The 17,402-nt window shown below is 69.7% G+C and carries 15 protein-coding genes and 3 tRNA genes; 11 read left to right on the top strand and 7 right to left on the bottom strand.

Going from position 1 to position 17,402, the window contains the following annotated elements; all coding sequences use genetic code 11:
- The first annotated feature begins 296 nt into the window (after nt 1-296).
- The 4 genes from ACZ5XS_RS36535 to purM all read left to right on the top strand — a co-directional run bounded on the left by ACZ5XS_RS36535 (nt 297) and on the right by purM (nt 4,755).
- Nucleotides 297-1,094, top strand: a complete 798-nt coding sequence (locus ACZ5XS_RS36535; RefSeq protein ID WP_468658746.1) for a maleylpyruvate isomerase family mycothiol-dependent enzyme — start codon at nt 297-299, stop codon at nt 1,092-1,094.
- 69 nt (nt 1,095-1,163) lie between these two features.
- Nucleotides 1,164-1,997, top strand: a complete 834-nt coding sequence (locus ACZ5XS_RS36530) for an META domain-containing protein (protein ID WP_468658744.1) — start codon at nt 1,164-1,166, stop codon at nt 1,995-1,997.
- A gap of 72 nt (nt 1,998-2,069) precedes the next feature.
- Nucleotides 2,070-3,599: an amidophosphoribosyltransferase gene (gene purF, locus ACZ5XS_RS36525; RefSeq protein ID WP_468658742.1), complete on the top strand. Its 1,530-nt coding sequence runs from the start codon at nt 2,070-2,072 to the stop codon at nt 3,597-3,599.
- Nucleotides 3,600-3,687: 88 nt separating this feature from the next.
- Nucleotides 3,688-4,755 (top strand): phosphoribosylformylglycinamidine cyclo-ligase, encoded by a 1,068-nt coding sequence (gene purM / locus ACZ5XS_RS36520; protein WP_468658740.1) that lies wholly within the window; start codon nt 3,688-3,690, stop codon nt 4,753-4,755.
- Between the two features lie 97 nt (nt 4,756-4,852).
- Here the strand turns inward: purM and ACZ5XS_RS36515 are convergent, their stop codons facing one another.
- Complete coding sequence (locus ACZ5XS_RS36515; RefSeq protein WP_468658738.1) at nt 4,853-5,107, bottom strand: DUF3073 domain-containing protein; 255 nt, start codon at nt 5,105-5,107, stop codon at nt 4,853-4,855.
- Between the two features lie 305 nt (nt 5,108-5,412).
- On the bottom strand, nt 5,413-6,519 hold the full coding sequence (locus ACZ5XS_RS36510; RefSeq protein WP_468658736.1) for a Leu/Phe/Val dehydrogenase: 1,107 nt from the start codon (nt 6,517-6,519) through the stop codon (nt 5,413-5,415).
- 223 nt (nt 6,520-6,742) lie between these two features.
- On the opposite strand from ACZ5XS_RS36510, the gene ACZ5XS_RS36505 reads away from it, so the two are divergent.
- Nucleotides 6,743-7,585: a DUF8083 family protein gene (locus tag ACZ5XS_RS36505; RefSeq protein WP_468658734.1), complete on the top strand. Its 843-nt coding sequence runs from the start codon at nt 6,743-6,745 to the stop codon at nt 7,583-7,585.
- A gap of 556 nt (nt 7,586-8,141) precedes the next feature.
- Complete coding sequence (gene bldC / locus ACZ5XS_RS36500; protein WP_003949541.1) at nt 8,142-8,348, top strand: developmental transcriptional regulator BldC; 207 nt, start codon at nt 8,142-8,144, stop codon at nt 8,346-8,348.
- A gap of 469 nt (nt 8,349-8,817) precedes the next feature.
- On the opposite strand, the gene ACZ5XS_RS36495 is transcribed toward bldC, so the two are convergent.
- From ACZ5XS_RS36495 to ACZ5XS_RS36475, 5 genes are all read right to left on the bottom strand, one after another.
- Nucleotides 8,818-9,009: a DUF6274 family protein gene (locus ACZ5XS_RS36495; protein WP_468658732.1), complete on the bottom strand. Its 192-nt coding sequence runs from the start codon at nt 9,007-9,009 to the stop codon at nt 8,818-8,820.
- A 161-nt stretch (nt 9,010-9,170) separates the two neighbouring features.
- Nucleotides 9,171-9,245 (bottom strand) — tRNA-Asp (locus tag ACZ5XS_RS36490).
- Nucleotides 9,246-9,339: 94 nt separating this feature from the next.
- Nucleotides 9,340-13,317 carry an ATP-dependent RNA helicase HrpA gene (gene hrpA / locus ACZ5XS_RS36485; RefSeq protein WP_468658730.1) on the bottom strand — a complete coding sequence of 1,326 codons (3,978 nt, stop codon included), beginning with the start codon at nt 13,315-13,317 and terminating at the stop codon, nt 9,340-9,342.
- A gap of 104 nt (nt 13,318-13,421) precedes the next feature.
- Nucleotides 13,422-13,495: transfer RNA gene (locus ACZ5XS_RS36480), tRNA-Phe, on the bottom strand.
- Nucleotides 13,496-13,519: 24 nt separating this feature from the next.
- Nucleotides 13,520-13,594: transfer RNA gene (locus ACZ5XS_RS36475), tRNA-Asp, on the bottom strand.
- Between the two features lie 317 nt (nt 13,595-13,911).
- On the opposite strand from ACZ5XS_RS36475, the gene ACZ5XS_RS36470 reads away from it, so the two are divergent.
- From ACZ5XS_RS36470 to ACZ5XS_RS36450, 5 genes are read left to right on the top strand one after another with little or no spacing between them, the layout of a single operon-like run.
- On the top strand, nt 13,912-14,439 hold the full coding sequence (locus ACZ5XS_RS36470; protein ID WP_468658729.1) for an O-methyltransferase: 528 nt from the start codon (nt 13,912-13,914) through the stop codon (nt 14,437-14,439).
- A gap of 52 nt (nt 14,440-14,491) precedes the next feature.
- Nucleotides 14,492-14,788, top strand: a complete 297-nt coding sequence (locus ACZ5XS_RS36465; protein WP_468658727.1) for a hypothetical protein — start codon at nt 14,492-14,494, stop codon at nt 14,786-14,788.
- Nucleotides 14,788-15,156 carry a hypothetical protein gene (locus ACZ5XS_RS36460; protein WP_468658725.1) on the top strand — a complete coding sequence of 123 codons (369 nt, stop codon included), beginning with the start codon at nt 14,788-14,790 and terminating at the stop codon, nt 15,154-15,156. Before ACZ5XS_RS36465 ends, ACZ5XS_RS36460 begins: the two co-directional genes overlap by 1 nt.
- Complete coding sequence (locus ACZ5XS_RS36455; RefSeq protein ID WP_468658723.1) at nt 15,156-16,607, top strand: FAD-binding oxidoreductase; 1,452 nt, start codon at nt 15,156-15,158, stop codon at nt 16,605-16,607. Before ACZ5XS_RS36460 ends, ACZ5XS_RS36455 begins: the two co-directional genes overlap by 1 nt.
- Nucleotides 16,604-17,377, top strand: a complete 774-nt coding sequence (locus ACZ5XS_RS36450) for an SDR family NAD(P)-dependent oxidoreductase (RefSeq protein WP_468658721.1) — start codon at nt 16,604-16,606, stop codon at nt 17,375-17,377. The genes ACZ5XS_RS36455 and ACZ5XS_RS36450 overlap by 4 nt, the downstream gene beginning before the upstream one ends.
- Nucleotides 17,378-17,402 lie beyond the last annotated feature (25 nt).

Below are 17,402 nucleotides of genomic sequence, written 5' to 3'. Positions count from 1 at the left end.
TTCCTGCGGCCCTGAGCCACCGTCCGGGTCTTGCGGATCTCGAACATCGCAACCCCTTGAACTGGGGGTGTTGCGACGATCGCTAGAACCTAAGGTTCCAGGGGGAGGACGGGGCCTTTGCGCGCGGAGTGGGCGGAAGTACGTCAACGTGTGTGCTGCGGCTGCCCGGACCTGAAGTTGCCGGGCACGGATGACGGGGTGCGGCCGGACCGCCGCTCGCGCAATCGGCGTCCCCCGCAACCGCGAGACGTTCGAGGCACCCGCGACGACATCGCAGCCCGCCTAGGCTGACCTGCATGCCACCGGCCAAGAAGCGCCCCCGCGCCTATGACCCCGCCAGGATCCGCACGGCCGTGCTCGCCCAGTTCGGGAACGTACGAGACGCCGTACTCGCTCTCAGCCCCGACCAGCTCGCCGCCCCCACCCGGCTCGGCGACTGGACCGTGCAGGACCTGGCCGCGCACCTCACGATGGCCGTCGAGACGGTCAGCCGGAACCTTCGGCGCCCGGAGCCCCCCAAGGCGGAACTCGCTCTGCTGGACTGGCCCTTCGCGACCGCCGTGCGCGCCGCCGGCCTCGCCGAGGACACGAAGGAGCTGGCAAGGGCCAACCCCGACCTCGACGTCCTCTACGCCGGTACGGAACAGCGGCTCAGGGAAGCCCTCGCGAGCGCACCCGCGGCCCGCCTCCTCGCCACCCGGACCGGCGCCATCAGCCTCGCGGACTACCTGGTCACCCGTACCGTCGAACTCGTCGTCCACACCGACGACCTGAACGCCGCCGTCCCCGGCCTCGACATCCCCCACGACCGCCAGGCCCTCGCCGCAGCCACCCGCCTCCTCGCCGACGCGCTCGCCGCCAAGGCCCCCGGCGGCTCCACCGAGGTACGGATCCCGCCGTACGCCGTCGTCCAGTGCGTCGAGGGGCCCCGGCACACCCGCGGCACCCCGCCGAACGTCGTCGAGACCGACCCGCTGACCTGGATCCGCCTCGCCACCGGGCGCCTGACCTGGAAGGACGCGCTCGACGAGGCGAAGGTCAGGGCGAGCGGGGAGCGGGCGGACCTCGGCGGACTGCTGCCGCTGCTGAGCTGACGGCGGCTGACCGGCGGCCGAACGGCGGCAGAGGGGAACCAACCACCCCACCCGCCCCGTCGAATCGGCATGTACAAGCAGAAGGACACGCAGAAGGACAGGCCGCGAGTCACGCCGAGGGACACACGGCAGCACCGGCCGAAGCAGCGACTGGCCCTCACCGCGACCGCGGCCGTGGCCCTCGTCCCGCTCGCCGCGGCCTGCGGCAGCGAGAAGGCCGACGGTGGCTCCGTGAGCGCAGCACCGGCCGTCACCGGCGTCCACTGGAGCATCGACAGCGTCACCGTCGACGGCACCACCCACACCGCCCCCTCGGATGCGCACGTCGAGATCGCCGACGGCAAGGCGGCCGGCAACTACGGCTGCAACCACTTCAACGCCAAGGCCGCCATGGACGGCGACAGCCTGAGGCTCAGCGACGCCATGACCACCGAGATGGCCTGCGAGGGCAAGCCCATGGAGTTCGAGCGGACCCTGTCGCGCACGCTCGTGGACGGCGCCCTCAAGACCGAGGTCGAGGACGGACACCTGACCCTCACCACCGAGGCAGGCGACCGCGTCAACCTCACCAGGACGACCGACGCCTCCCTCTACGGCACGAAGTGGCAGGTCACCTCCCCCGCTGCCAAGAGCAGGGCCCACCTCACCTTCGACAAGAAGGCCGGCAAGGTCTCCGGCAGCCTCGGCTGCAACAAGGTGAACGCGCCGGCGACCGTCAGCGACGGACATATCACCCTCGGCGCTCCGTCCACCACCCGAATGATGTGCGACGCCTCACTCATGAACGTCGAGAAGGAGCTGCTGCGCCTCTTCGACAGCACCGTGAGCTACGAAGTGGATCACCGGACTCTCACGCTGACCAGCGCAAACGACGAGATCGTCACCGCAGTCGTCGGCAGGTGATCCTTTACCGCAGCTCAGCGCCGGACGTTCCCCAATTCGGACCAGTGGACGACCTCGCCTACACTCGGGAACGTGCCACGTGGTGACGGACGACTCAACCACGACCTGCTCCCCGGTGAGAAGGGCCCCCAGGACGCTTGCGGCGTCTTCGGTGTCTGGGCTCCGGGCGAAGAGGTCGCCAAGCTCTCCTACTTCGGGCTCTACGCCCTCCAGCATCGGGGCCAGGAATCCGCGGGAATCGCGGTCAGCAACGGCTCCCAGATCCTCGTCTTCAAGGACATGGGCCTCGTTTCCCAGGTCTTCGACGAGACCTCGCTCGGATCGCTCCAGGGTCATATCGCGGTCGGTCACGCCCGCTACTCGACCACCGGTGCCTCCGTGTGGGAGAACGCCCAGCCGACGTTCCGTGCCACCGCGCACGGCTCCATCGCGCTCGGCCACAACGGCAACCTGGTCAACACGGCGCAGCTCGCCGAGATGGTCGCCGACCTCCCCAAGGACACCAACGGCCGGTCCACCCGGGTGGCCGCCACCAACGACACCGACCTGCTCACCGCGCTCCTCGCGGCCCAGGTCGACGACGACGGCAAGCCGCTGACCATCGAAGAGGCCTCCATCCGGATCCTCCCGCAGGTCCAGGGCGCCTTCTCGCTCGTCTACATGGACGAGCACACCCTCTACGCCGCCCGTGACCCGCAGGGCATCCGCCCGCTGGTCCTCGGCCGCCTGGAGCGCGGCTGGGTCGTCGCCTCCGAGTCCGCCGCCCTCGACATCTGCGGCGCGGCCTACGTCCGGGAGATCGAGCCGGGCGAGTTCATCGCGATCGACGAGAACGGTCTGCGCACGTCCCGATTCGCGGAGGCGAAGCCCAAGGGCTGCGTCTTCGAGTACGTGTACCTGGCCCGCCCCGACACCGACATCGCGGGCCGGAACGTGTACCTCTCCCGCGTGGAGATGGGCCGCAAGCTCGCCAAGGAAGCCCCGGTCGACGCCGACCTGGTGATAGCGACTCCGGAGTCCGGCACCCCCGCCGCCATCGGCTACGCGGAGGCCTCCGGCATCCCCTTCGGCGCGGGTCTGGTGAAGAACGCGTACGTCGGCCGTACGTTCATCCAGCCCTCCCAGACGATCCGTCAGCTCGGCATCCGCCTGAAGCTGAACCCGCTGAAGGAAGTCATCAGGGGCAAGCGCCTGATCGTCGTGGACGACTCGATCGTGCGCGGCAACACCCAGCGCGCCCTGGTCCGCATGCTCCGCGAGGCGGGCGCGGCGGAGGTCCACATCCGGATCTCGTCGCCGCCCGTGAAGTGGCCCTGCTTCTTCGGCATAGATTTCGCCACCCGCGCCGAGCTCATCGCCAACGGCATGACGATCGACGAGATCGGCACCTCGCTGGGCGCCGACTCCCTCTCGTACATCTCCATCGACGGCATGATCGAGGCGACCACCATCGCCAAGCCGAACCTCTGCCGCGCCTGCTTCGACGGCGAGTACCCGATGGACCTCCCGGACCCCGAGCTCCTCGGCAAGCAGCTCCTGGAGACGGAGCTGGCCGCCGGGCCCGCCGCCACGGCCGCGGCCGACGCGATCCGCCGCCCGTAGACAGCCCGTCAAGCCCAGTCCGCGAACCCCGGCCCGTCAAGCCGTTACACCTGCTCACCTGCAGTACGACACGAAAGTTCTCACCGTCATGTCTGAGACAACTGGTGCCAGCTACGCAGCGGCGGGCGTCGACATCGAAGCGGGCGACCGCGCCGTCGAACTGATGAAGGAGTGGGTGAAGAAGACGCAGCGCCCCGAGGTCCTCGGCGGCCTCGGCGGTTTCGCCGGCCTCTTCGACGCCTCCGCCCTCAAGCGCTACGAGCGCCCCCTCCTCGCCTCCGCCACGGACGGCGTCGGCACGAAGGTCGACATCGCGCGCCAGCTGGGCGTCTACGACACCATCGGCCACGACCTGGTCGCGATGGTCATGGACGACATCGTGGTGTGCGGCGCCGAGCCGCTGTTCATGACCGACTACATCTGCGTCGGCAAGGTCCACCCCGAGCGGGTCGCCGCCATCGTCAAGGGCATCGCCGAGGGCTGTGTCCTCGCCGGCTGCGCCCTGGTGGGCGGCGAGACGGCCGAGCACCCCGGTCTCCTGGGCCCCGACGACTTCGACGTCGCCGGCGCCGGTACCGGCGTGGTGGAGGCCGACCGCCTGCTCGGCCCGGATCGCATCCGTACGGGTGACGCGGTCATCGCCATGGCGGCCTCCGGTCTTCACTCGAACGGGTACTCGCTCGTCCGGCACGTCCTGCTGAACCAGGCCGGCCTGTCGCTGGAGGCGCGGATCGAGGAGTTCGGCCGCACGCTGGGCGAGGAGCTCCTGGAGCCCACCAAGATCTACTCGCTGGACTGCCTGGCACTGACCCGCACCACCGACGTGCACGCCTTCTCGCACGTCACCGGCGGCGGACTCGCCGCCAACCTCGCCCGCGTCATCCCCGACGGCCTGCACGCGATCGTCGACCGCTCCACCTGGACCCCGGCACCGGTGTTCGACCTCGTCGGCCGGACCGGCTCCGTCGAGCGGCTGGAGCTGGAGAAGACCCTGAACATGGGCGTCGGCATGATCGCGATCGTGCCGGAGGATTCGGCGGACGTGGCCCTGGCCACCCTCGCCGACCGCGGGGTCGAGGCATGGGTCGCGGGTGAGATCACGGACCGCGGCGAGCACGCCACGGGCGCGGAGATGGTCGGCGACTACGCCGTCTGATTCCTACGGATCCCCACGACGTCCGATCCTGACGAGGGCAGAGCAAAACCCGGTCCGGCGGTGGAAGCCGCTGGACCGGGTCACGCAGAGCTAATCGTCAAGCGCCGCGGCGTTGCGACGCGGGACCGGACTCGTCGTCCTCGTCCTCATCGTCGTCGTTGTACAGATCCGCGTACTGGGCGTACGGGTCGTCTTCGTCTTCGTCATCCTCGAACGGCTCGCCGTTCGGAGGTTGATGCGAAGTCGAAGCGCCCAGCTCGCTGGCCAGACGCGACAGGTCAGTCCCGCCGCTGTTGTACTTCAGCTGGCGGGCGACCTTCGTCTGCTTGGCCTTGGCCCGGCCGCGCCCCATGGCTCGACCCCCTCGGTGACGGGGCTCGACGGCCCCAGAGTCTTGACACGCGTTCATGATCTGGAACGGACTCTCCGTGGAGAGACCGGTCCGTAGGGCATCCACGGTACCTGAGCCCACGCCCATACGGTACGTCGCCCACAGGACGTGCCCGGACCCAGAACCCGCGAGGTGCCCCTTCCTCGCTGGTCAACCGCGATTTTAACCACCTTTTCGCGGCCGACCCGCCGACGAACGTGAGAGTTCTCTCTAAGAGTGCGCCGACGGGTACCGGTCAAACCCGCGAGATGGCCGCGCGCGTCATCTCATCGCGCCCGGCGGGCCGCGGCGGCCTCGTGCATCCGCTGCTCGGCGATCCGGTCGGCCGCGGCGGCCGGCGGGATCCCGTCAGCCTTCGCACGTGCGAATATGGCCAGCGTGGTGTCGAAGATCCGCGCGGCCTTCGCCCGGCACCGCTCGAAGTCGAACCCGTGCAGCTCGTCGGCGACCTGGATGACCCCGCCGGCGTTCACCACGTAGTCCGGCGCGTAGAGGATCCCGCGGTCGGCGAGGTCCTTCTCGACGCCCGGGTGGGCGAGCTGGTTGTTGGCCGCGCCGCACACGATCCTCGCGGTGAGCACCGGCACGGAGTCGTCGTTCAGCGCCCCGCCCAGCGCGCACGGGGCGTAGACGTCGAGCCCTTCGAGGCGGATCAGCGTCTCGGTGTCGGCGACGGCCGTCACTGACGACGCGTGCCGGTCGAGGATCCGCCGTACGGCCTCCTCGCGCACATCGGTGATCACGACCTCGGCACCCTCGGCGAGCAGGTGCTCCACCAGGTGGTGCCCGACCTTGCCGACGCCCGCGACGCCGATCCGGCGGTCGCGCAGCGAGGGGTCGCCCCAGAGGTGCTGCGCGGAGGCGCGCATGCCCTGGTAGACGCCGAAGGCGGTGAGGACGGAGGAGTCGCCGGCGCCGCCCTGCTCGGGCGAGCGGCCGGTCGTCCAGCGGCACTCCCGGGCGACGACGTCCATGTCGGCGACATACGTACCGACGTCGCACGCGGTGACGTACCGGCCGCCGAGCGAGGCGACGAACCGGCCGTACGCGAGCAGCAGCTCGTCGCTCTTGTGCCGGTCCGGATCGCCGATGATCACGGCCTTGCCGCCGCCGTGGTCGAGACCGGCCATGGCGTTCTTGTACGACATGCCGCGGGCGAGGTTCAGCGCGTCGGCGACGGCCTCCGCCTCGCTCGCGTACGGGTAGAAGCGCGTACCGCCGAGCGCGGGGCCCAGGGCGGTGGAGTGGATCGCGATGACGGCCTTGAGACCGCTGGCACGGTCCTGGCAGAGCACGACTTGCTCATGGCCACCCTGGTCCGAGTGGAACAGGGTGTGCAGTACATCAGCAGGTGCGCCGGTTACGTCGGTCACTGTGGTGACTCCTGAAGTAAAGAGCGGCGGTCGGAGGCAGCTCCCGTACGGGTGGCGGGGGCTGTGAGCATGAGATTAGGGCCTGGGTGTCCCCGGGCGCCGCGCAGTGCTCGGGAAGACCTCCTCCCGGAGTACGTCCGTGCGACGATTTGCATGATTTTCCCGCTCGCTGCTGTGCGGGTCTCGCAGGTTTTCCCGGCAGTCGGAGGGGGAGGGAGCAGGCGTGCCCAAGGTGTCCTCGGTGATCGTCCCGTACACGACCTATCTGCGCGTGTACGAGCCGCTGGCCGCCTTCCCGGAGCCGGAACGCGACCACTGGGCGCGCTACGCCGGCCGCCCCGACCGTCCCTCGTACCAGGACGAACTCCGCCGCTCCCTGGCCGATCTGCTGCCCACCCCGCCCATCGCGGTGCCGGTGCACGAGAGCGGCGACGCGTTCGTGCTGGAGGTCGACGGGGTGGTGTGCGTGTGCCCCTGGCGCACCCGGCTGCGCGGCTGGCAGGCCCTGGGCGAGCTCGGCGAGGAGCTTCCCGGCACGGTCCTGGAAGCGGTGCTGCCCGAGGTCGTACGGCGCCAGGCGGCCCTGGACTACGAACGCTGGCTGGCCCGCAACCCGGACGCGCGGCCGTGGATCCGTACGGCGACCTGGCAGGTGCCGCTGAGCTGGTTCGTGCTGGTCTCCGACGAGGAGCGCCGCTTCGACAAGGGCTCCGGCGAGGTCCCCCCGGCGCTGCGGTACCGGACGCCGATGGTGGAGGCCCGGCGGCGCGTGGCCCGGGCCCTGCGGGCGCTCAAGGAGGCCATGGACGAGGGGCCGCTGATCGACGGCCTGGTGGACGTCGGGCGCTGGCTGGAGGAGTTCCACCCGCGCTCGCTGGTGGAGCTGGACTACGGCGGCCTGGTGCACACGTTGCCGGCCGGCGAGCTGGAGGACGACCACTCGGCGGCCGACGTGGCCGAGGGCATCGCGGCGCTGCGCAGCGGTGACGGGGTCGCGGCGGGCGAGGCGTACGCGCGGCTCGTGGAGCGGTGGCGGTCGGTGCGGAACCGCCGGTCGGCGAACTGAACGTGCCGTAGGTCACGAACTGACGTTTGACCTGACGCCCGTTTTGGGGTTTCGTCCTCGGACCGAGGTTTGTCCTCGGTGTCCTGAGGTTTCGTCAACAAGGGACGTTGGTCCCGATCCGGGGCCTTTACTGCCAAGCGTGACGGACCGCACGTACGCGGCCCTTGCGCCCCTTGCCCCTCCTCATGCCAAAATAGGACAAGGAGTCCGGGGGAACTCCGTACGCCCCGTTCTGTCTCAGTACGGGGCGGAATCTCAGCATTGCACGCTTTGGGGGGTCTGATGACTCCTGATCGTCCTGTGACTGATCGTCACAGTGTCGTGACTGTCCGCTATGGCATGGTCCATCGGCTTCCGTCGCTGATGAACACCTGGAGGGGCAATTCCATCGGTTTGGCCGACGCGGCTGGACAGATGGTGTAGTTGTAGTGCCGAGGACAAGCCGTTCGTCCTATAACCGACTCGACTCGCGTCCGCCATTTCGGGCAACGCGGGTCAAGGTGCAGAATTTAGAGGAAAGAACCGAGAAGGTTCGGTTCTCCCGAGGAGGCCGCTCATGACCGCTCGCACCCCTGATGCCGAGCCGCTGCTGACCCCGGCTGAGGTCGCCACGATGTTCCGCGTCGACCCCAAGACGGTCACGCGGTGGGCGAAGGCCGGCAAGCTCACTTCGATCCGCACGCTCGGCGGGCATCGCCGTTACCGCGAGGCCGAGGTCCGTGCGCTGCTCGCGGGTATCCCGCAGCAGCGTAGCGAGGCCTGAACAACTGAATATCCGGGCAAAACCGGCAGGTACCCCAACTTGCCGCGGCGCCCGGGCCCCTAGCTCCAAGCGACGCGGGCTCTGCCCCAACAGAGCCCACGCCCAAGCCCCTCCAGGCTTCGCAAGCAGTGACAGGGTGCGTCGTCGATCGCGCTGGACTCCGCCGGGTCCAGCGCGATCTTTTTTGTGCTCATGGCGTGGTCGGCGGGGCGGGTCTGTGAGCGGGCTTGTCGGAGTCTGGGGAGGGGTGTCGGATCTCCTGTGGGCGTCCGCTGCCACTGGTGCAATTGCACATATTAAATTGACCAGTTGTAGGTGAGGGGTAAGTACCGCACTTTCAAAAACTCATGCGGTGACACCCGTCACATGCCAGAGTCCTTGTCGCCCGTGCCTCGTGTGCGCTAGAGGAGGCACACCTTCCGGCCCTGTCACCGTCCCACGGCGGAGCGGGTGTTGGGCCGGGCGACACTCACGCGTTCGCGGGCCGCTCGCCCTCGACGCTCTCCTCGGACGTCTGTGCGGTCCGTGGAGCGCCGTCCATCGCCAGCCGCAGCAGGCGATGGCAGATCGGGCAGTGGCGCGTCAGATGGCGGTAGGAGGAAGCGGCCGACAGGTGCGCACGGAGCAATGCCCGAGTCTCGTGCCTGACCGATGCCGTCATACCCCACCTCCAGGGGGCCGCAAGGAAGCGGGCCCTGGTTTCTGGGTACCGAGCGAAAGTGACGGCGTCAAGACCGCAGGGGGGCGCGAGGAGCCCGCAGAGAGCGGCGGGGACGCGAGAGAGCCCGGGTCCGAAGACCCGGGCTCTCTCTTCTTCTACTGCGGTCCTGACGGGATTTGAACCCGCGGCCTCCACCTTGACAGGGTGGCGAGCACTCCAAGCTGCTCCACAGGACCAGGTTTCGCAGTGCGATTCCTGCGTTGCGCTGCGAGAAGAGACTCTACAGGAGGGTGAGCCCGCTGGTCGAACTCACCCGGTGTGCAGGTGCCGTTACGGCACGGCGGCGTCGATCGCCTTCACGATCCGCTTGTCGGAGACCGGGTACGCCGTGCCGAGCGCGTGGGCGAAGTAGCTGACACGGAGCTCCTCGATCATCCAGCGGATGTCCAGGACAGAGGACGGGACCGGGCGGCCCTGGGGCATCTGCTCGAGCAGCCAGGCGTACTCGTCCTGCATCTCGTGGACCTTCTCCATGCGGGTGGTGTCCCGCTGGACGCCGGTCGGCATCTGCTGGAGGCGGCGGTCCGCGGCGACGAGGTAGCGCATGAGGTCGGGGAGACGCCGTATGCCCGCCTCCGTCACGAAGCCGGGCTTCACCAGGGCGTCCAGCTGCCTGCGTACGTCCTGGAGGTTCGCCAGCAGCACAGGGCTCCGTACGGTCTTCAGGCGGCGCTCACAGGCCTGCCAGGCGGCGAGGACCTGCTCCACCCGGCCGACCGCGTGGACCGTCGTGTCGACGATCTCCGCGCGCACCTTGTCGTACAGCTTGCGGTACGACTCCTCGTCCCACACCGGCCCACCGAAGTCGCCGATCAGCTTGTCCGCGGCCGCCATCGCGCAGTCGTCGAACAGCGCCTGGACCGAGCCGTGCGGATTCGCGGACAGGGCGAGCTTCTGGGCGTTCGTCAGACGATCACTCGCGAACTTCGCAGGGTTGACCGGGATGTTGCGCAGGATGAGCCGCCGCATGCCCTTCCACATCGCCTCCGCCTGCTCGGCCTCCGTGTCGAAGAGCCGTACCGAGACGGTGTTCGCCGTCGGCCCGTCGTCGACCAGCGCCGGGTACGCCTTGACCGGCTGGCCGGCGCGGCGGGTCTCGAAGACGCGGGTGAGGGAGCCGATCGTCCAGTCGGTGAGGCCCCTGCGCTCCAGGGACTCGCCGCCCTGCCGCTCGGCGGTGGCGGCCGCGGCCTGCGAGAGGGCCTGCCGCGCCTTCGGCTTCAGCTGGAGCTTCAGCGCCTCCAGGTCCTTGTCCTCGGCCAGGTTGCGGCGGCGCTCGTCGACGATCCGGAAGGTGATGCGCAGGTGCTCGGGGACCCTGGACCAGTCGAAGTCGTCCGCGGTGAAGGGGACCCCGACCATGCGCTTGAGTTCACGCGCCATGGTGGTGGTGAGCGGTTCCTGGAGAGGGGCCGCCGTGTCCAGGAAGCGCTTCGCGAAGTTCGGTGCCGGCACGTAGTTGCGGCGGATCGGCTTCGGGAGGGACCGGATCAGCTCCGTGACCAGCTCTTCCCGCAGGCCCGGGATCTGCCAGTCGAAGCCCTCGTCGGTGACCTGGTTGAGGACCTGGAGCGGGATGTGGACGGTCACACCGTCGGCGTCCGCGCCGGGCTCGAACTGGTACGTCACCCGGAACTTGAGCGGCCCCTGCCGCCACGAGTCCGGATAGTCGTCCTTCGTGACCGCCTCCGCCGACTCCCGGATGAGCATCTCGCGCTCGAAGTCGAGGAAGTCGCCCTGCTCGTGCCGCTTGTGCTTCCACCAGGAGTCGAAGTGGGCGCCGGACACGACGTGTTCGGGTACCCGCTCGTCGTAGAAGTCGAAGAGCGTGTCGTCGTCCACCACGATGTCCCGGCGCCGGGCGCGGTGCTCCAACTCCTCGACCTCGCTGAGGAGTCTGCGGTTGTCGGCGAAGAACTTGTGATGCGTGCGCCAGTCGCCCTCGACCAGGGCGTTGCGGATGAAAAGCTCGCGGGAGGTCTCCGGGTCGATCCGGCCGTAGTTGACCTTGCGCTGGGCGACGATCGGGACGCCGTAGAGCGTGACCTTCTCGTACGCCATCACCGCGGCCTGGTCCTTCTCCCAGTGTGGTTCGCTGTACGTCCGCTTGAGCAGGTGCTCGGCCAGGGGTTCGACCCACTCGGGCTCGATCTTGGCGTTGACGCGGGCCCAGAGGCGGGAGGTCTCCACGAGTTCGGCGGACATCACGAAGCGCGGCTGCTTCTTGAAGAGGGCTGAGCCCGGGAAGATCGCGAACTTGGCGCTCCGCGCGCCCAGGTACTCGTTCTTGTTGCCGTCCTTCACGTCCTTCATGCCGACGTGCGAGAGCAGACCGGCGAGGAGGGAGACGTGGACGCTCTGCTCGGCCGCGTCCTCGTCGTTCGGATGGATGCCCATCTGCTTGGCGACGGTCCGCAGCTGCGAGTAGATGTCCTGCCACTCGCGGATGCGCAGGAAGTTCAGGTACTCCTGCTTGCACATGCGCCGGAAGGAGGAGGAGCCTCGCTCCTTCTGCTGCTCACGGACGTACCGCCACAGGTTGAGATAGGCGAGGAAGTCGCTGGTCTCGTCCCGGAACCGGGCGTGCTGCTGGTCGGCCTGGGTCTGCTTGTCGGCGGGGCGCTCGCGCGGGTCCTGGATGGACAGCGCGGCCGCTATGACCATGACCTCGCGGACACAGCCGTTCTTTTCCGCCTCCAGGACCATGCGCGCCAGGCGCGGGTCGACGGGCAGCTGCGCGAGCTTGCGGCCGGTGTCCGTGAGCCGCTTGCGTACGTCTTTCTGCGCCGGGTCCAACGCCCCCAGTTCCTGCAGGAGCTGGACGCCGTCGCGGATGTTGCGGTGGTCCGGCGGGTCGATGAAGGGGAACTTCTCGATGTCGCCGAGGCCGGCGGCGGTCATCTGCAGGATGACGGAGGCCAGGTTCGTACGGAGGATCTCGGCGTCCGTGAACTCCGGGCGGGCCTCGAAGTCCTCCTCGCTGTAGAGGCGGACGCAGATGCCGTCGCTGGTGCGCCCGCAGCGGCCCTTGCGCTGGTTGGCGCTGGCCTGCGAGATCGCCTCGATGGGGAGCCGCTGGACCTTGGTGCGGTGGCTGTAGCGGGAGATGCGGGCGAAGCCGGGGTCGATGACGTACTTGATGCCCGGGACGGTGAGGGAGGTCTCGGCGACGTTGGTGGCCAGAACGATCCTGCGCCCGGTGTGCTGCTGGAAGACGCGATGCTGCTCGGCGTGCGAGAGCCGGGCGTAGAGGGGAAGCACCTCGGTGAACCGGTACTTCTTCTTCTCCAGCGCGTCCGCGGTGTCGCGGATCTCCCGCTCCCCCGAGAGGAAGACGAGGATGTCGCCCTTGCCCTCGGCCTGCAGCTCCTCGACGGCGTCACAGATCGCGGTGATCTGGTCGCGGTCGGAGTCCTCGGCGTCGTCCTCGAGCAGGGGCCGGTACCGCACCTCCACGGGATACGTCCGCCCGCTGACCTCGACGATCGGGGCGTCGCCGAAGTGCCGGGAGAAGCGCTCGGGATCGATGGTCGCCGAGGTGATGACGACTTTCAGATCCGGCCGCTTGGGCAGCAGCTGGGCCAGGTATCCCAGCAGGAAGTCGATGTTGAGGGACCGCTCGTGGGCCTCGTCGATGATGATCGTGTCGTAGGCGCGCAGCTCGCGGTCGGTCTGGATCTCGGCGAGCAGGATGCCGTCCGTCATCAGCTTGACGAAGGTGGCCTGCGGGTTCACCTGGTCGGTGAACCGCACCTTCCAGCCGACGGCTTCGCCGAGCGGCGTGTCGAGCTCTTCCGCGACCCGCTCGGCGACGGTACGGGCGGCGATCCGGCGGGGCTGGGTGTGCCCGATCATGCCCTTGACGCCCCGCCCCAGCTCCAGGCAGATCTTGGGGATCTGGGTCGTCTTCCCGGAGCCGGTCTCTCCGGCGACGATCACGACCTGGTGATCACGGATGGCCGCCGCGATGTCGTCCTTCTTCTGGCTGACGGGCAGCTGCTCGGGGTAGCTGACGGCGGGCACCCGTCCGCGCCGGGCGCTCATCCGCTCCTCGGCCTTCGCCACCTCCGCCTCGATCTCGGCGAGAACGGCGGCACGAGCCTCCGGCTTACGGATCCGGCGCGCGCCTTCGAGCCTGCGCCCGAGCCGGTGCGCGTCGCGCAGGGCCAGCTCGGTCAGGCGGGGGGCGAGGGCGCCGAGGTCGGGGGTGCCCGGAGCGGAGGCGCCGGGGGCGGGGTGCGTAGACATACGCGGTCCAGGATCTCATCCCGGGGAAAATCGTGGCGAACGCTTTTGCGGAGGGGAGTACGACATACAAGAAAGCCCCGATCCGAAGATCGGGGCCTTGCCTGTGGCTGGGGCCGGGATCGAACCGGCGACCTATCGCTTTTCAGGCGATCGCTCGTACCAACTGAGCTACCCAGCCACGAGGTTTCCGAGGAAACCTCAGCGGTCCTGACGGGATTTGAACCCGCGGCCTCCACCTTGACAGGGTGGCGAGCACTCCAAACTGCTCCACAGGACCTTGCTGTTGTGCGAACCGGTGAACCCAGTGTCCCACAAGGTTTTGCGTGTCCCCACCGAGTTTCCGCCGCTCTCACTGGTGAGTGCGGAGGGGCTCGTCAGCTGGGGTGACGTCGCTGCAGCAGCGTATCAGAGGATGAGCTGGGCTCTGAAAACGAGCTGGGTGCGGGGGGCTGGAGGGCGGCTGGAGGCTCGCTCGGGACGTGGTCCAGGGTCGTCGCCCGTGGGGGCGGGGTCTGGAACGCTCGGCCAGGAGATCTCGAATGTCTCGACACTCGTGACGGGGAGTTCCGCATGCCCGATGCCGAATGTTCCACCGTGTCTTCCGCCGAATCCCATGCCGGGCCCTTCCGCGAAGCCGGCACCGCGACCCTTCTCCGGCAACTGGTGCTGGCGGCCGGGCCGCTCAACGTGCTCCAGGCCGGCTGTCCGGACGAGTCGTCCACCGCGTGGATCGCGGCGGCGCTGCGGGAGAACGGGAGGGGCCGGGTCGTGTGCTGCGAGCCGGACACCGTACGGGCCGAGGTGGCCGCGGCGGCGGTCGAGAAGGCCGGGCTCGGACGGTACGCGCAGGTGCGCACGGGCAGTCCGGAGCGGTTGCTGCCGGCTGTTCCCGGGCCGGTCGACCTGCTGGTGCTCGGCGGTTTGCCGGAGTCCTTCCTGACGCTGCTGAAGCTGGTGGAGCCCCGGATGCTGCCGGGAGCGGTGGTGGTGGCGTACGGCGTCCGTGACGTTCCGGCGCGGGGCGCGGAGTTCCTGACCCACATCCGGGTGCCCGGCAGCGGTTACGTCTCGCTGCCGCTGCCCTTCGGCGGCGGCGTGGAGATGGCCGTCTGCGCGGCCTGACCCGTCCCCAGGGCTCAGGACCCAGGACTCAGAACTCACACCGAGGAGCGTCGTGTCCCTTCGTCCGTTCAATCCCGCGTTCCTGCCCGAGGGGCATCCCGACAAGAAGGACCGCGGCACCGTGCCGGGGGCCGTGTGGCGGGGGCTGGTGCGCTACTGCCTGCGGCCGGCGTACCGGGCTCTGGTCGCGCTCGGCTCCACGCATGTGGCCGGCCTGTGGCATCCGGAGTTCGGCCCCGTGTGCCGTCCTGTCGAGGACGGGCCGCCCACCTACAGGGCATCTCGAGCGCCCCTCCAGAGCGGGCCGGAAGCCTGGCCGCACCATCCCCCTTCCCGAGGAGAACTGTGATGAGCGACGTACGTCTGATCGGTACCTGGACCACGCGGCTGGACGACGACGGAAAGGCCGTTCCCGGACTCGTCTCCTTCTCGTCGGACGGCTCGGTCGTCTCCACCCAGCTCAACACCAAGAACATCGGCCTCGGCACCTGGCGCTCCACGGGCCCTGACACCTTCGAGTACGGCTTCCACATCCTGGCCGCCGACCCCGAGGGCAAGCACGTCGGGGAGGCCCATGTCCGGGTGTCGGGGGAGTTCGTCTCGGACACCGAGTGGCAGGGCGCCGGCGGCGCGGAGTTCTTCGACCCGCAGGGCACCAAGCTGCGCGGCCACGCGGGCTCCAAGGTGACCGCCGGCAAGTTCGGCATCGACGACTGATGCGGGCGGCGGCGCTGCGGGACCGTATCGGCGGCGAGCTGGTCCTGCCGGACGATGCGGGCTTCGCCCTGGCCAGACAGATCCAGAACACCGAGTACGACACGATCGAGCCGCACGCCGTCGCGTACTGCGCCTCCGAGCGGGACATCGCGCTGTGTGTGCGCCATGCCCGGGACCAGGGGCTGCGGTTGCACGTCCGGGGCGGCGGCCACAGCTTCAACGGCTGGTCGACGGGCGAGGGACTGGTCGTCGACCTGTCCCGGATGAACCACGCCGTGGCCGAGGGGCCCGTGGTGCGGCTCGGGGCGGGCGTCCAGTCGCTGGACGCGCTGGACGCCCTGCGGACCCAGGGCCGGCAGATCGTCACCGGGACGTTTCCGACGGTCGGTGCGGCCGGGTTCCTGACCGGCGGCGGGATCGGCTGGCAGACCAGGAGCTTCGGGCTGGGCAGTGACCGGGTCACCGCGGCGCGTGTGGTGCTCGCGGACGGCAGGACCGTGCGCTGCTCGGCCGTCGAGGAGCCCGATCTCCACTGGGCGCTGCGCGGCGGCGGAGGGGGCACCTTCGGGGTCGTCACCGAGTTCGAGGTCTCCCCGGTCGACGCGGCCGTGCTGACCGGGTTCGAGACGCTCTGGGCGTACGAGGACGCCGTGGACGTGCTGACGGCCTGGCAGGAGTGGGCCGCCGACGGGCCGGACGAGCTCGGCACCTCACTGGTGGTGCTGCCCGGCATGTTCGGGCCCGGCGGGCGTCCCGTGGTCCGCGTCTGGGGCGTGCACCTGGGGACGGCCGAGGAGGTGCGGGCCGGCCTGGACGAACTGGTGGAACGGGCCGGGAGCAAGCCGCTGAGCAGGACGGTCGGCCCGCCGGGCGACTACGCCGAGGTGATGCACGAGGCGCTGTGCGGCTCGAAGACCGTGCCCCAGTGCCATCGCACCGGTACCGGGCCCGAGGCCGAGGGGCACCGGCATCCGTACACCCGGCAGAGCTACCGGCTGACCGGTCGGGCCGCGACCCGTGCGGAGTCGGCGGCGCTGCTCGACGCGTGGGATCCCACGCTGGACGCGGCCGGCCAGGAACGCTACCTGCTGTGCATCGCGCTCGGCGGCGCGGCGAACCGGGTGCCGAGGACCGCGACCGCCTACGCCCACCGGGACGCGCGGTTCCTGATCGGCTATCAGTTCGCCTGCCGTGACGCGGCGACGGACCCGGCGGCCCCGGCGCGGCTGACCGCCCTGGCCGACCGAGCGGCGGCGGCCCTGGCGCCGCTCGCCTGCGGCTCGTACATCAATTTCCCCAGTTCCCGGGTGGGCGAGGACTGGGAGACGGAGTACTTCGGTGAGAACCGGGCCCGGCTGCGCGAGGTGAAGCGGGCCTACGACCCGGAGGACTTCTTCCGGCACGCCCAGAGCATCGGCCACAGTGCCCCGACGACCGAGGTGGAGTCATGAGGACGGATCTGCGGAACAAGGTGGTACTGGTCACCGGGGCGTCCTCGGGCATCGGCCGGGCGACGGCCGTGGCGTACGGGGAGGAGGGGGCCCGGGTCGCGATCACGTACCACTCGAACGAGGACGGCGCCCGGGAGACGGCCCGGCTGGTGACCGAGGCGGGTGGCACGCCGCTGGTGGTGCGCTACGACCTCGCGGACGAGCGGTGCATGCGGGAGGCGGTGGAGCGGGTCGCCGAGGAGTGGGGCGGCATCGACGTGCTGGTGGCCAACGCGGTGGTGTGGAGCGAGGCGATTCCGCGTCCCGGCAGGCCGGTGCCGCGCTTCGAGGACGTGCCGGCGAAGCAGTGGCAGGAGGTGCTGCGCAACTCCGTCGAGGCGGTGTTCCACACCCTGCAGGCGGTGCTGCCGTGGATGCGCGGGCGCCCGTGGGGCCGGGTCGTGCTGGTCGGCGCGGGCCTCGCGGACACCGGCAAGGCGGGCGCGGGGGCGTACGGCGCGGGCAAGTCCGCGCTGTTCGGGCTGATGCGGAGTCTGGCCTGGGAGCTGGGGCCCGAGGGGATCCTGGTCAACATGGTGGTGCCGGGCCAGACCAGCACCGAGACCGTCCGCGCGCACGTGCCGCCCGGCTTTCTGGAGGAGAAGGGCAAGAGCCTGCCGTCGGGGCGGATGTCGGCACCCGAGGACGTGGCGAGCGCCGTTGTCTTCCTCGGCTCCGCCGCCAACGGCAACACCAACGGCGAGACCCTGCGGGTGACGGGCGGAGCCTGACGGGTCCGTCTCCGCGCCGCTGCAC

Source organism: Streptomyces sp. NPDC033131 (assembly GCF_055578365.1).
Note: the sequence above shows the minus strand (reverse complement) of the source record. Positions and strands in the feature narration are given on the sequence as shown.